Origin of the sequence: Streptomyces sp. NPDC057900 (assembly GCF_042887885.1) — a bacterium.
GTDB lineage: Bacteria > Actinomycetota > Actinomycetes > Streptomycetales > Streptomycetaceae > Streptomyces.
Genome location: NZ_JBHVOI010000002.1, coordinates 1,402,694 through 1,417,263 on the forward strand (window position 1 = coordinate 1,402,694; position 14,570 = coordinate 1,417,263).

At 72.1% G+C, this 14,570-nt stretch carries 11 protein-coding genes; 5 read left to right on the forward strand and 6 right to left on the reverse strand.

What is annotated here, in order from left to right:
• Positions 1-51: 51 nt before the first annotated feature.
• Positions 52-1,290 (reverse strand): acetate kinase, encoded by a 1,239-nt coding sequence (locus tag ACFVQ0_RS13650; RefSeq protein ID WP_390087473.1) that lies wholly within the window; start codon positions 1,288-1,290, stop codon positions 52-54.
• Positions 1,287-3,422 (reverse strand): phosphate acetyltransferase, encoded by a 2,136-nt coding sequence (gene pta, locus ACFVQ0_RS13655; protein ID WP_390087475.1) that lies wholly within the window; start codon positions 3,420-3,422, stop codon positions 1,287-1,289. The genes ACFVQ0_RS13650 and pta overlap by 4 nt, the downstream gene beginning before the upstream one ends.
• A 225-nt stretch (positions 3,423-3,647) precedes the next feature.
• Between pta and ACFVQ0_RS13660 the strand changes: the two genes are divergently transcribed.
• Entirely contained in the window at positions 3,648-4,673 is a 1,026-nt protein-coding gene (locus ACFVQ0_RS13660) for an ATP-dependent 6-phosphofructokinase (RefSeq protein WP_390087477.1), read from the forward strand.
• 103 nt (positions 4,674-4,776) lie between these two features.
• On the opposite strand, the gene ACFVQ0_RS13665 is transcribed toward ACFVQ0_RS13660, so the two are convergent.
• From ACFVQ0_RS13665 to ACFVQ0_RS13675, 3 genes are all read right to left on the reverse strand, one after another.
• Positions 4,777-5,400 carry an XRE family transcriptional regulator gene (locus ACFVQ0_RS13665; RefSeq protein WP_390087816.1) on the reverse strand — a complete coding sequence of 208 codons (624 nt, stop codon included), beginning with the start codon at positions 5,398-5,400 and terminating at the stop codon, positions 4,777-4,779.
• Positions 5,401-5,575: 175 nt separating this feature from the next.
• Entirely contained in the window at positions 5,576-6,250 is a 675-nt protein-coding gene (locus ACFVQ0_RS13670; protein ID WP_390087818.1) for a response regulator, read from the reverse strand.
• Between the two features lie 5 nt (positions 6,251-6,255).
• The gene (locus tag ACFVQ0_RS13675; protein WP_390087479.1) at positions 6,256-7,944 is read right to left on the reverse strand and encodes an ATP-binding protein; all 1,689 of its coding nucleotides are present in this window, start codon (positions 7,942-7,944) and stop codon (positions 6,256-6,258) included.
• A 293-nt stretch (positions 7,945-8,237) separates the two neighbouring features.
• On the opposite strand from ACFVQ0_RS13675, the gene ACFVQ0_RS13680 reads away from it, so the two are divergent.
• The 4 genes from ACFVQ0_RS13680 to ACFVQ0_RS13695 all read left to right on the forward strand — a co-directional run bounded on the left by ACFVQ0_RS13680 (position 8,238) and on the right by ACFVQ0_RS13695 (position 11,893).
• A complete protein-coding gene (locus ACFVQ0_RS13680) occupies positions 8,238-9,599 on the forward strand; it encodes a cation:dicarboxylate symporter family transporter (protein ID WP_311303132.1) in 1,362 nt (453 codons plus the stop codon).
• 124 nt (positions 9,600-9,723) lie between these two features.
• Entirely contained in the window at positions 9,724-10,140 is a 417-nt protein-coding gene (locus ACFVQ0_RS13685) for a MerR family transcriptional regulator (RefSeq protein WP_390087481.1), read from the forward strand.
• Positions 10,137-10,481 (forward strand): thioredoxin, encoded by a 345-nt coding sequence (trxA, locus tag ACFVQ0_RS13690; protein ID WP_390087483.1) that lies wholly within the window; start codon positions 10,137-10,139, stop codon positions 10,479-10,481. The genes ACFVQ0_RS13685 and trxA overlap by 4 nt, the downstream gene beginning before the upstream one ends.
• Before the next feature lie 122 nt (positions 10,482-10,603).
• Positions 10,604-11,893, forward strand: coding sequence for a haloacid dehalogenase-like hydrolase (locus ACFVQ0_RS13695; RefSeq protein WP_390087485.1), 1,290 nt, complete (start codon positions 10,604-10,606; stop codon positions 11,891-11,893).
• Between the two features lie 67 nt (positions 11,894-11,960).
• Here ACFVQ0_RS13695 and glgB read toward each other — a convergent pair whose 3' ends face one another.
• A complete protein-coding gene (glgB, locus tag ACFVQ0_RS13700) occupies positions 11,961-14,504 on the reverse strand; it encodes a 1,4-alpha-glucan branching enzyme (RefSeq protein ID WP_390087487.1) in 2,544 nt (847 codons plus the stop codon).
• Between the last annotated feature and the right edge of the window lie 66 nt (positions 14,505-14,570).

The window sequence follows — 14,570 nt, forward strand, 5'->3', positions numbered from 1 at the left end:
TCGCGGCGGAATATTCCGGCTGGTGGAAGATACAAAAGGGCGCGGGGGTGCTCAGTTGTCGACCAGTGCGTAGGTCTGGCCGGCGATCTCCAGCTCCTCGTCCGTCGGCACCACGGCGACCGCGACCCGCGCGTAATCCGGCGAGATCAGCCGGGGTGCGCCGGACCGTACGGCGTTGAGATCCGCGTCCACCACCAGGCCGAGCTCCTCCAGACCGGCGATCGCAGCCTCCCGTACGGGAGCGGAGTTCTCGCCGACCCCCGCCGTGAACACCACGGCGTCCACCCGGCCGAGGACCGCCGAATAGGCGCCGATGTACTTCTTCAGCCGGTGGACGTAGATGTCGAAGGCGAGGGCGGCACGTTCGTCGCCCTCGTCGACCCGGCGCCGGATCTCCCGCATGTCGTTGTCGCCGCAGAGGCCGACCAGACCGCTCTTCTTGTTGAGCAGGACGTCGATCTCGTCCGCCGACTTTCCCGCCACCCGCTTGAGATGGAAGGTGACGGCCGGATCGATGTCTCCCGATCGGGTACCCATCACCAGCCCCTCCAAGGGGGTCAGTCCCATCGACGTCTCCACGCACCGGCCGCCCGCGACCGCGGAGGCCGACGCCCCGTTGCCCAGGTGCAGCACGATGACGTTGACCTCCTCCGGTGTCCTGCCCAGCAGCTCGGCCGCCTTGCGCGAGACGTACGCGTGCGAGGTGCCGTGGAATCCGTAGCGCCGGATCCGGTGCGCGTCGGCCGTCTCGACGTCGATGGCGTACCGGGCCGCGTACTCCGGCATCGTGGTGTGGAACGCGGTGTCGAAGACCGCCACCTGCGGCAGGTCGGGGCGCAGCGCCTGCGCGGTGCGGATGCCGGTGATGTTCGCCGGGTTGTGCAGCGGCGCCACCGGGACCAGGCGCTCGATCTCCTCCAGCACCTCGTCGGTGATCACGGTCGGCTCGGTGAACCGCAGCCCGCCGTGCACCACCCGGTGGCCGATCGCCGCCAGCTCGGGGGAGTCCAGGCCGAGCCCGTCGGCGGCCAGCTCCTCCGCGGCCGCCCTGAGCGCCGCGTCGTGGTCGGGGATCCGGCCCAGGCGTTCGCGGCTCTCGCCACCGCCGCCGGTCAGCGGGGTGTGCACCAGCCGGGACGTCTCCTCGCCGATCCGCTCGACCAGCCCGGACGCCAGCCGGGAGTGGTCGCGCATGTCCAGGAGCTGGTACTTCACGGAGGAGGAGCCGGAGTTGAGGACGAGCACCCGGCTCGCCCCCTCGACTGCGGCGGCACCTTCTGTGGTGGTCATGCGGGTCGCTCCTCGCCCTGTGCCTGGATCGCCGTGATCGCCACGGTGTTGACGATGTCCTGCACCAGCGCGCCCCGGGACAGGTCGTTGACGGGCTTGCGCAGCCCCTGGAGGACCGGGCCGACGGCCACCGCTCCCGCCGAGCGCTGCACGGCCTTGTAGGTGTTGTTGCCGGTGTTCAGGTCCGGGAAGATCAGAACGGTGGCCTGGCCCGCCACCTCGGAGCCCGGCAGCTTCGTCGCGGCGACGCTCGGCTCCACCGCCGCGTCGTACTGGATCGGGCCCTCGATCATCAGCTCCGGGTGGCTCGCGCGCACCCGCTCCGTCGCCTCGCGGACCTTGTCGACGTCGGCGCCCGTGCCCGAGGTCCCCGTCGAGTACGAGAGCATCGCGATCCGGGGCTCCACGCCGAAGCGGGCCGCGGTCACCGCGGACTGCACGGCGATGTCCGCGAGCTGCTCCGCGTCCGGGTCCGGGTTGACCGCGCAGTCGCCGTACACCAGGACCTTGTCCGCGAGGCACATGAAGAAGACCGAGGACACGATCGACGCGTCCGGTTTTGTCCCCCCAGCGCCCGCCGCCACCCTGCCCGACGAGCTTCGCTCGGCCCCCTTCGTTCTGATGATCTCGAAGGCCGGGCGGATCGTCGCCGCCGTGGAGTGCACCGCCCCGGAGACCATGCCGTCCGCGAGCCCCTCCTGGACCATCAGGGTCCCGAAGTAGTTGACGTCGGAGACGACGTCGTACGCGAGCTCGACCGTCACCCCCCGGTGGGCGCGCAGCTGCGCGTATCGCTCCGCGAAGCCCTGGCGCAGCTCGGAGGTCTGCGGGTCGACGAGCTGGGTGCCGGCCAGGTCGATGCCGAGGTCGGCGGCCCTCTTGCGGATGGTGCCGGGGTCACCGAGGAGGGTGAGGTCGCAGACGTCGCGCCGCAGCAGTACGTCGGCGGCGCGCAGCACCCGTTCCTCCGGGCCCTCCGGCAGGACCACCCGACGCCGGTCGGCGCGGGCCTGCTCCAGCAGCTCGTGCTCGAACATCATCGGCGTGACCCGGCCGCTGCGGGCGACCGAGATCCGGTCGAGGAGCGCCCCGGTGTCGACGTGGCGCTCGAAGAGGCCCAGCGCCGTCTCGGCCTTGCGCGGCGTCGCCGCGTTCAGCTTGCCCTCCAGGGCGAAGAGCTTCTCGGCGGTGGGGAAGGAACCGTCGGCCACCGCGACGACCGGGGTGCCCGGTGCGAGCCGCGCGGCCAGCGTGAGTATCTCCTCGCCGGGGCGCTCGTTCAGCGTCAGCACGATGCCCGCGATGGGCGGGGTCCCGGCGCTGTGCGCGGCCAGCGAGCCGACCACCAGGTCCGCCCGGTCCCCGGGCGTCACCACCACGCAGCCCGGGGTCAGCGCGTTCAGCAGATTAGGGAGCATCGCGCCGCCGAACACGAAGCCCAGCGCGTCCCTGGCCAGCCCCGAATCGTCGCCCAGCAGCACCGTCCCGCCCAGCGCCGCGGTGATCTGGGCGACCGTCGGCGCCGACAGGGCCGGATCGTCGGGCAGTACGGAACAGGGGACGGGCAGGATGGCCGCGAGCCGCTCCGCGATGACCTCGCGGTCCTCGGAGGCCACCCGGTTCACCACCATCGCGACCACGTCGCAGCCCAGACCGGCGTACGCGCGGTAGGCGTTACGGGTCTCGGCCCGCACGGACTCCGCGTTCTGGTCCTGGCCGCCGACCACCGCGACGACCGAGGCGCCGAACTCGTTGGCGAGACGGGCGTTGAGGGCCAGCTCGTCGGGGAGCTGGGTGGCCGCGAAGTCGGTGCCGAGCACGAGGACCACCTCGTACTTCTGGGCGACCCGGTGGAAGCGGTCGACGAGCCGGGAGACGAGTTCGTCGGTACCCTGCTCCGCCTGGATCGCGGACGCCTCGTGGTAGTCGAGGCCGTAGACCGTCCCCGGGTCCTGGGAGAGCCGGTAGCGGGCCCGCAGCAGCTCGAACAGCCGGTCGGGGTCGTCGTGTACCAGCGGGCGGAACACCCCGACCCGGTCCACCTGACGCGTCAGGAGCTCCATGACTCCCAGATCGACGACCTGGCGGCCGTCTCCCCGGTCGATCCCGGTCACGTACACGCTGCGCGTCACGCGTGCTCTCCCGTCCTTGACTGGCAGGTATGGGTGATATCGCCTGTTTGACGATACCTGCGGGGGCCGAGGAGCCGCCCGCCGGGCGAAAGCCCCGCTCCGCGGCCCCGGAGCAGCCGGGAGCGCGGGGTACGTACCAGGCATGGGACAATCACCGTGGCTCACGGTACGGGGGATTCCGCAGTTGCCGCCGGACAGGCCCTAGCGAGCAGGAGATATAGCACGATGCGCATCGGAGTTCTCACCGCAGGCGGAGACTGCCCAGGCCTGAACGCAGTGATCCGCTCGGTCGTGCACCGTGCCGTGGTGGGTCACGGCGACGAGGTCATCGGATTCGAGGACGGGTTCAAGGGGCTCCTGGACGGCCACTTCCGCCCCCTCGACCTCAACGCGGTCAGCGGCATCCTCGCCCGCGGCGGCACCATCCTCGGCTCCGCCCGGCTGGAGCGCGACCGGCTCCGCGAGGCGGCCGAGAACTGCGCCGAGCTGAGCCGCCGTTACGGCATGGACGCGCTGATCCCGATCGGCGGCGAGGGCACCCTCACGGCCGCCCGGATGCTCTCGGACGCCGGTATGCCCGTCGTCGGCGTACCGAAGACCATCGACAACGACATCTCGGCGACCGACCGCACCTTCGGCTTCGACACCGCCGTGGGCGTCGCGACCGAGGCCATAGACCGTCTGAAGACCACCGCGGAGTCCCACCAGCGCGTCATGGTCGTCGAGGTGATGGGCCGCCACGCGGGCTGGATCGCGCTGGAGTCCGGAATGGCCGGCGGGGCCCACGGCATCTGCCTGCCCGAGCGGAAGTTCCAGGTCGAGGACCTGGTCAAGATGGTCGAGGAGCGCTTCGCCCGGGGCAAGAAGTTCGCCGTCATCTGTGTCGCGGAGGGCGCGCACCCGGCCGAGGGCTCGATGCCGTACGCCAAGGGCGCGATCGACCAGTTCGGCCACGAGCGCTTCCAGGGCATCGGCAACCGCCTCGCCGTCGAGCTGGAGACCCGCCTCGGCAAGGAGGCCCGCCCGGTCATCCTCGGCCACGTCCAGCGCGGCGGCACGCCGACCGCCTACGACCGGGTGCTCGCCACCCGCTTCGGCTGGCACGCGGTGGAGGCCGCCCACCGGGGCGACTTCGGCCGGATGACGGCGCTGCGCGGCAACGACATCGAGATGGTGCCGCTCGCCGACGCGGTGACCCAGCTGAAGCACGTTCCGCTGGACCGGATGCGGGAGGCCGAGTCGGTCTTCTGACCCGGCGGCCGGAGAGAGCGTTGCCGGGGCCCGGACCGCACCGCCGATCAGGTGAGGCGGACCGGGCCCCTTCGCGTGGGCCGGCGGCGGGCCGGGTGGCCGGTCACTTCTCCGCCGTCCGCCAGAACCGCACCACGATCTGCGCCAGGAACGCCCGGCCGGCGTCGCCCGTCGCGCCCTCCCGTTCGGTGCCGGTACTGCTCCAGCTCAGCGTGGACACCATCAGCGCCTGGTACTCGGAGTGCAGCTGTTCCAGGACGCCCTGGAGCAGCCGCCGGTCCACCGGCACCACCTTGGCGACCGGCTTCACATACGCCTGCCAGCGCGTCGTGACGGCGCTGCGCAGCAGCTCGGCCAGCTCCTCGTCCCGGCCGGTCGCCGTCACGAAGTCCGCGGCCGTCAGCCCCAGCGCCTCGGTGAGCGCCGCGGACTGGCGCTCGTTGCCCCGCCACCGCCCGGACTCCTCCATGCGCAGATACGCGGACGTGGCCAGCCCCACCAGGCCCGCCAGCTCGTCAGGCGACAGCTGCCGGGCGACCCGGTGCTCGCGCAGGGTCCGGGCGGCGGTCAGGAGTTCACCGGGAGCGCACCACAACACGCCCGCGAGCGCGGTGAGTTCGTACTCGCTGGGCAGGGCGAGCCCACGCTCCCAGGCGGCTACGGTCTCGGCGGTGATCCGCAGTCCGTACTGGGCGCCGAGGCCGTAGGCGACATGACCGGGAGCCATTCCCAGGGCCTCGCGCAGTCTGCGCGCGGCGGGGGCGTTGAAAGGCGGGGTGGGGTGCACGGCCCTACCGTAAGAGTTCGGAGGCGGTCTGACTACGGTGTGTTCCACCGAGGCCACGGCTCGTAGGAATCTCCTAGGCGCGGTGAAGGGTCTACGGGGCCGCCCCGCAGTCCGTTCAGCGGGCCTCCGCCACCCATCGGTAGTGCAGTTCGGGGCGCCCGATCTGTCCGTACTGCGGACTGCGCACCGCACGCCCCGCGGTCACCAGGTGTTCCAGGTAGCGGCGCGCGGTGATGCGGGAGATCCCCAGCTCCGCCGCCGCGGCGGCGGCCGTCACCCCGTCCGGGGCCGAGCGCAGCGCGCGGGTCACCGCCTCCAGCGTCGGGCCGCTCAGCCCCTTCGGCAGCCGGGCGGGCTGCGGGGAGCGCAGCGAGGCGAGCGCGCGGTCGACCTCGTCCTGTCCGCTCGCCTCGCCGGCCGCCGCCCGGAACTCCGCGTAGCGGACCAGCCGGTCGCGCAGGGTGGCGAAGGTGAACGGCTTCAGCACGTACTGGACGACACCGAGCGACACCCCTTCCCGGACCACGGCCAGGTCGCGGGCCGAGGTCACGGCGATCACGTCGGCCGTGTGCCCGGCGGCCCGCAGCGAACGCAGCAGGTGCAGACCGTGCCCGTCCGGCAGGTAGAGATCCAGGAGCAGCAGATCGACCGGCGTGCGCTCCAGCGCGCGCACCGCCTCCGCGCGCGAGTGCGCGACCGCGGCCACCGCGAACCCCGGCACCCGGTCGACGTACAGCTGGTGGGCGTCGGCGGCGACCGGGTCGTCCTCGACGACCAGCACCCTGATCACGGGGTTCATGTGGCCCTGCTCCTTCTCGCGCCGCTGCCGTCGCGCAGCGGCAGCCGTACGGTGAACTCCGCGCCGCCGTCGGGCCCCCGCTCCAGTGTGACCGAGCCGCCGTTGCGGTGCGCGGCCTGCTGGACGAGCGCCAGGCCGATCCCCCGGCCGGCGCCGTGCGTCGACCAGCCGCGCCGGAACACCTCCGCGGCGTCGGCCGGATCGACGCCGGCCCCGTTGTCCGCTACCCGCAGCAGGAGTTCGCCGTCCCCGGCGAGTGCCGTGACGGTGACCCGGGCGCGGACCGGGCGGTGCGGGGACGAGGTGCGCTGGCCGGGGACGGCGCCGTCGGCGGGGACGGTGTCCGGCGGGCCGGCCGCCGCCTCTGACGCCGCGTCCACCGCGTTGTCGATCAGGTTGCCCAGGACGGTCACCAGATCGCGCTGCGGCAGCGACGCGGGCAGCGCCCCGTCGTCGATCAGGCTGTCGTCCGCCAGCACCAGCTCCACGCCCCGCTCGTTCGCCTGCGCCGCCTTGCCCAGCAGCAGGGCCGCCAGCACCGGTTCGGCCACCGCGCCGACGACGCGGTCGGTCAGGGCCTGCGCCAGCTCCAGCTCCGCCGTGGCGAAGCCGACCGCCTCCTGGGCCCGGTCCAGCTCGATCAGCGACACCACCGTGTGCAGCCGGTTCGCCGCCTCGTGGGCCTGCGAGCGCAGCGCCTGCGTGAAGCCCCGCTCCGAGTCCAGCTCACCGGAGAGCGCCTGGAGTTCGGTGTGATCGCGCAGGGTGATGACGGTGCCGCGCCGCTCGCCGCCCACCACCGGACGGGTGTTGACCACGATCACCCGGTCCGCCGTCAGATGCACCTCGTCGACCCGCTCCTCCGAGGCGAGCAGCGCCCCGGTCAGCGGCGCCGGCAGATCGAGTTCGGCGACCCGGCGCCCGACCGTCCCCGGGGCGAGCCCCAGCAGCTCCCGGCCCGCGTCGTTGATCAGGGCGATCCTGCGCTGCCCGTCGAGCATCAGCAGCCCCTCGCGCACCGCGTGCAGCGTGGCCTCGTGGTAGTCGTGCAGCCGGCTCAGCTCGGCGGCGTTCATCCCGTGGGTGTGCCGGCGCAGCCGGGCGTTGATCACGTAGGTGCCGACGCCGCCGAGCGCCAGCGCCGCACCCGCCGCGAGGCCCAGCGCGCGCAGCTGCGCCCGTACCTGGGTGGAGACCCGTTCGACCGTGATGCCCGCGCTGACCAGGCCGACGATCCGGCCACCGTCCCTCACCGGTGTGACGACCCGGATGGAGGGGCCGAGCGTGCCGGTGTACGTCTCGGAGAACGTCTCCCCGCGCAGCGCCCGCGCGGTGTGCCCGAGGAAGGTCGCCCCGATCTGGCCGGTGTCCGGGTGCGTCCAGCGGACCCGGTGCGGATCCATGATCGTGACGAAGGCGATCCCGGTGTCCCGGCGGGCCGCTTCCGCGTACGGCTGGAGCACGGCAGAGGGGTCCGGGGTGCGGATGGCCTCCCGTACGGAAGGCGAATCGGCCACAGAGAGCGCCACCGCCCGCGCCTGCCTGGTCGCGGTCTCGCGGGCCTGCGCGCTGCCCGAGGCGTACGCGAAGAAGGCGCACCCCGCCACCACGGCCGCCACCAGCACCACCTGCATGGCGAAAAGCTGACCGGCCAGGCTGTGTGGACGGGTACGGGGAAGACGCATGAGCCACAGTCTGCCTGGCCGAAAACCTAAGAGGGGCCGGCCATTGGGGGGCGGCGTCGCGGGGCTGGGTACGCACATCTGCGGCGTTGTCGTCAATCAACAACGCTCCGCGTTGCCTCAATCCTCCGCCTTGCAGCTGCACGCACCCAGCCCCGCTCCTTCTTCCACCCCCCAATGGCCGGCCCCTCTTGTGAACGAAATGCACGTAAGGGTGACCGGCATCACAGGGCGCGGAATAGTCGCCGGGGCCCCCAGGGACGGGGGAGGGACAAAGATGAGCCGAGGAGACCCTCGTGGCAGTGGCCGCCGCCAAACGGGACCGTACGAAGTATCTGTATCTCGCCGTGATCGTGGCGGTGGGGCTCGGCATCCTGGTGGGTCTTGTCGCCCCGGATGCCGCCGTCGAGCTCAAGCCGATCGGAACCGGCTTCGTCAATCTGATCAAGATGATGATCTCGCCGATCATCTTCTGCACGATCGTGCTGGGCGTCGGCTCGGTACGCAAGGCCGCCAAGGTCGGCGCCGTCGGCGGTCTGGCCCTCGGCTACTTCCTGGTGATGTCGACCGTCGCGCTGGCCATCGGCCTGGTCGTCGGCAACATCCTGGAGCCCGGCTCCAGCCTCCACATCACCGAGGCGACCCGCGCCGCGGGCGAGGCGCAGGCGGGGGACAGCGAGTCCACCGCGGACTTCCTGCTCGGCATCATCCCCGACACGATGGTGTCGTCCTTCACCTCGGGCGAGGTCCTGCAGACCCTGCTCATCGCCCTGCTCGCTGGCTTCGCGCTGCAGGCACTGGGATCGGCCGGTGAGCCCGTCCTGCGCGGCATCGGCCACCTCCAGCGCCTGGTCTTCCGGATCCTCGCCATGATCATGTGGCTGGCCCCGGTCGGTGCGTTCGGCGCCATGGCGGCCGTGGTCGGGGAGACCGGCGTGGACGCGCTGAAGTCCCTCGCCGTCATCATGATCGGCTTCTACATCACCTGCGGGCTCTTCGTGTTCCTGATCCTGGGCGCGATCCTGCGCCTGGTGGCCGGGCTCAACATCTTCTCCCTGCTGAAGTACCTCGGCCGGGAGTTCCTGCTCATCCTCTCCACCTCCTCGTCCGAATCGGCCCTGCCCCGGCTGATCGCGAAGATGGAGCACCTGGGCGTCAGCAAGCCCGTCGTCGGCATCACCGTGCCGACCGGCTACTCCTTCAACCTCGACGGCACCGCGATCTACCTCACGATGTCCTCGCTCTTCATCGCCAACGCGACGGGCGACCCGCTGAGCATCAGCGAGCAGATCTCGCTGCTGGTCTTCATGGTGATCGCCTCCAAGGGCGCCGCGGGCGTCACCGGCGCCGGGCTCGCCACCCTCGCGGGCGGCCTCCAGTCGCACCGCCCCGAGCTGGTGGACGGCGTCGGCCTGATCGTCGGCATCGACCGTTTCATGAGCGAGGCCCGCGCCCTGACGAACTTCGCGGGCAACGCGGTCGCCACCGTCCTGGTCGGCACCTGGACCAAGGAGATCGACCGGGAGAAGGTCGACCAGGTCCTCTCCGGGGCGCTGCCGTTCGACGAGACGATGCTCTCGGACGAGGGCCCCGCGGAGCCGCACGTCCCCGAGGCCAGGGACGGCGGCGAGGAACAGCCCTCGCTCGCCAAGGCGTAGGAACCCCCCATGCACGCCGGGCCGGTACGGAGCTTCCGTACCGGCCCGGCGTGCGTCCGTCCTCCCGCCGTCCTCGCACCGCCGCCCTTGCCTTGACGCCGACGTCAAGGATTACCGTCGGGACATGCGAATCGGGGAGCTGGCCGAGCGGGCCGGAACGACGACGCGGACGCTGCGCTACTACGAGTCGCGCGGGCTGCTGCCCACGCGGCGGGCGGAGAACGGGTACCGCACCTACGACGAGGCCGATCTGCGGCTGCTCCAGCAGATCCGGACCCTTCAGGACTTCGGGTTCGACCTGGAGGAGACCCGGCCCTTCGTCGACTGCCTGCGGGCCGGTCATCCGGCCGGTGACTCCTGCCCGGCGTCGCTGGCCGTCTACCGGCGCAAGCTCGGCGAGCTGGACACGCTCATCGACCAGCTGCGCTCTGTCCGCGCGGAGGTGGGCGCCCAGCTGGCCCGCGCCGAGCTGGAGGCGTCCGCAGAACTGCCCGGCGGCCCCGAACCACGATGCGAACTGAACTGGGAGGACGACACATGATCCAGGTGGAAGGCGTGGCCGAGGTCACCGACGGGACGTTCGACGCGGAGGTACTGGGCGCCTCGCTCCCCGTCCTCGTCGAATTCACCGCCGACTGGTGCGGACCCTGCCGCCAGCTCGCCCCGGTGCTGGGGGCGATCGCGGCAGAGGAGGGCGACCGCATCAAGATCGTCCAGATCGACGTCGACCGGAACCCCGGGATCACCTCCCGGTACGCGGTGCTGTCGATGCCGACCCTGATGGTGTTCCGCTCGGGCGAGCCCGTGAAGTCGATGGTCGGCGCCCGGCCGAAGCGGCGGCTGCTCCAGGAGCTCGAAGAGGTGCTCCCGGCGGCGGTCTGAGAATCCCGCCACGGGCGGCCGGACACCGTGGGGGCCAAGGGGTGAGTGCCCGTCAGTTCGCTTCCCCGCAGCGGAGCGTGCCCCCTCTACACCGCGGAAACATTGATGTACGGTCCACTCGCATGCGCACCCGACTTGTTCTCGCGTGGACCTCGGCGGTGACCGCCGCACTCGCGGTCGCCGCCGCGGCCGGACCCGTGGCAGCCTCCCCGGCCGGTCGCGCGTCCGCGCCGCCGACGGCCCGCTGCCCCCAACTCTCCGACGGACTCCCCTGGTACGGCGACAACCGCGCCCGGCTGCAACGCGTGATCGACGAGCGCGGCAGCTGCCACGGCAGGGGCGGCCCGCGCCCGGTCGCGGCGTTCGACTGGGACAACACCATCACCAAGAACGACGTCACCGACGCCACCATCAGCTGGTCCCTGCGGCACGACAAGATCCTGCGGCCCGCCCGCTGGAAGGACACCAGCAAGTGGCTGACCGACACCGCGGAGAAGGCCCTCACCGAGGCCTGCGGCACGGAGGTCCGGGTGGGAGCGCCACTGCCCACCTCCACCAACGCCCGCTGCGCCGACGAGATCCTCCAGATCCGTGAGGACGGCACCACGATGAGCGGCGAGGCCGCCTTCGCGGGGAAGTGGAACCACCGGCGCACCGTTCCGCAGTACGCCTGGGTGCCCCAGCTCTTCGCCGGACACACCGTCCCCGAACTGCGCGCGTACACGGCGGCCGCCCGCACGGAGGCCCTCGCCGCGCCCGTCGGCGCGACCCGCACCGTCGGCACCCACGTCCTCCAGGCCTACGTCCGCTACTACGACCAGCAGCGCGACCTCGTCCGTACGCTCCAGAAGGCCGGGTTCGACGTCTGGATCGTCTCGGCGGGCTCCGAGCCGGTCACCGAGGTCTGGTCGCGCGGCATCGGGATCGACCGCGCGCACACCGTCGCGATCCGCTCCGTACTCGACCGCGAGGGCCGCATCACGACCAGGAACGAGGGCTGCGGCGGGACGGGCGTCACCGAGGGCGAGGCCATCCCGTACATCGACGGCAAGCGCTGCTGGATCAACCAGGAGATCTACGGGATCAAGGGCCGGGCCGCCTGGCACAAGCAGGCCCCGGACCGGCGGATCACCGTCGGCGGCGGGGACGCCGACACCGACGTGACGTTCGTCGGTGACGCCACCGGCGCGCACCTCGTGCTCAACCGCAACAAGAACGAGGTGATGTGCCGTGCCTACGACAACGCGGACGGCCGCTGGGTCGTGAACCCCATGTTCATCGAACCGCTGCCCCGCAGGACCACGCCCTACCCCTGCGCGACCGCCGCCTACACCGAGCCCGGCGGTGGCTTCGGCCCGGTGCGGCGCGGCGACGGCAGCCTCGTACCCGACCAGCGGGACACGGTGTACTGACGCCGGACCCGCACGGGAAGCAGTCGGCGGCGGCCCCGGGAACCGACCCGGGGCCGCCGCCGTGCTGTCAGGCCGGCCGCAGCCACACCGTCGCGAGCGGCGGGAGCGTCAGGGTCACGCTGGCCTCCCGGCCGTGGAACGGTACGGCCTCCGGCTTCAGCGGCTCCTCGTTGCACACGTCGCCGCCCCCGTACCGCGCCGCGTCCGTGTTCAGCACCTCCACCCAGGCCGCCGGTCCGTCCGGCACCCCGATCCGGTAGTCGTGCCGCACCACCGGGGAGAAGTGGGAGACGGCGATCAGCGGTGATCCGGCCTCGTCGTACCGGACGAACGCGAACACGTTGTCCTCCGCGGCGTGCCCCTCCACCCAGGCGAACCCCTCCGGGACCGTGTCGCGCTGCCAGAGCGAGGGCGTCGCCCCGTACACCGTGTTCAGATCGCTGACCAGGGTCCGCACACCCCGGTGGTCGCTCTCCGCCGCGTACGACGGATCGAGCAGCCACCAGTCCGGGCCGTGGCCCTCCGACCACTCCGCCCCCTGGGCGAACTCCTGGCCCATGAAGAGCAGCTTCTTCCCGGGGTGGGCCCACATGAAGCCGAGGTAGGCGCGGTGGTTGGCGCGCTGCTGCCACCAGTCGCCGGGCATCTTGCTGACCAGGGACCGCTTGCCGTGCACGACCTCGTCGTGCGAGATCGGCAGCACGTAGTTCTCGCTGTACGCGTACACCATCGAGAAGGTCATCTCGTTGTGGTGGTACTTGCGGTGCACCGGCTCCTTCGACACGTACTCCAGCGAGTCGTGCATCCAGCCCATGTTCCACTTCAGCCCGAAGCCGAGCCCGCCGAAACCGCCCGGACCGACGTGGTGCGTGGCGCGGGTGACACCGTCCCAGGCGGTGGACTCCTCCGCGATGGTGACGACGCCGGGGCTGCGCCGGTAGACCGTCGCGTTCATCTCCTGGAGGAAGGCGACCGCGTCCAGGTTCTCCCGGCCACCGTGCTCGTTCGGGGACCACTCGCCCTCCTCGCGCGAGTAGTCGAGGTAGAGCATCGAGGCGACGGCGTCCACCCGCAGCCCGTCGATGTGGAACTCCTCGCACCAGTAAGTGGCGTTGGAGACCAGGAAGTTGCGCACCTCGGTGCGGCCGTAGTCGAATTCGAGCGTGCCCCAGTCCGGATGCGCGGCGCGCTGCGGGTCCGAGTGCTCGTAGAGCGGCCGGCCGTCGAACTCCGCGAGCGCCCACTCGTCGCGCGGGAAGTGCGCGGGCACCCAGTCGACGATGACGCCGATCCCGGCCCGGTGCAGCGCGTCGACCAGGAAGCGGAAGTCGTCCGGCGAGCCCATCCGGGAGGTCGGGGCGTAGAAACCGGTCACCTGATAGCCCCAGGAACCGCCGAAGGGGTGCTCGGAGACCGGCATCAGCTCCACGTGCGTGAACCCCAGATCGCGTACGTACGCGGGGAGTTGCTCCGCCAGCTGACGGTAGGTGAGTCCGGGGCGCCAGGACGGCAGGTGCACCTCGTAGACGGACAGCGGCGCCTCGTGCACCGGGACGTCCCCGCGACGGGCCATCCACTCCTGGTCCTGCCAGACGTGGTGCGCGGCCGTCACGACCGAGGCGTTGGCGGGCGGAACCTCGGCATGGCGGGCCATCGGGTCGGCGCGCAGCGTGTGCGTACCGTCCGGGCGGCAGATGTCGAACTTGTACAGCGCGCCCTCCCCGATCGCGGGCAGGAACAGCTCCCACACCCCGGTCGAGCCGAGCGAGCGCATCGGGAAGCCGGTGCCGTCCCAGTAGTTGAAGTCACCCGAGACGCGGACCCCGCGTGCGTTGGGGGCCCAGACGGTGAACCGGGTACCGGCGACGCCCTGGTGCTCCATCGTCCGGGCGCCCAGCGCGGTCCACAGCTCCTCGTGCCTGCCCTCGCCGATGAGATGCAGATCGAGATCGCCGAGCGCGGGCAGGAAGCGGTACGGGTCGTGGATCTCGATCTCGTTGTCCGCGTAGCCGACCAGGAGCTGGTACTCGGGGACTGCCGGCATCGGCAGGAGCCCGGAGAAGAAGCCGTCGCCGTCGTCGTGCAGCTGGGCCCTGAGCCCCTTCGCCAGCACGGTGACCGTCCGTGCGTAGGGCCGCAGCACCCGGAAGGCCACCCCACCGCGGATCTGGTGCGCGCCGAGCAGATCGTGCGGGGCGTGGTGCTCGCCCGCCAGCAGCCGGGCCCGGTCCCCGTCGTCCAGGGGACGCGCCGGGCGGACCCCCTGACCGCCGCCCGCCCGCCGGGGCCGGGGCGGGGCCGCCGCGCGCTTCGCCCGCTTGGGAGCGGAAGCGGAGGCGGAAGCGGAGGCGGGCGCGGAGGCCGGCGCGGCCGTGGGCGCGGCGGCCGGGGCCGGGGTCGCGTCCGGCGTCGGCATCGGTGTGGTGACCGGCTCCGGTGGCGGGGCGCTCGCCTCCAGCGGTGCGAGGGTTCCGGTCGCCGGGCCTGCGGCGTCGGCGTGCTCGGCGGCGGCGGACGCGGCGGCGGACGCGGACGCGCCGGGCGTGGCCTCCGGGGTGCTCGTGGCGGGGGCGGGAGCGGGCGCTTTGCGGGACGGCTTGCGGGCGGTCACAGGGACAGCCTCCTCGGGGGAGTGGGCGGGGTGGGGCGGGAGAGGTGGGGCCGGCGGACCGGGTGC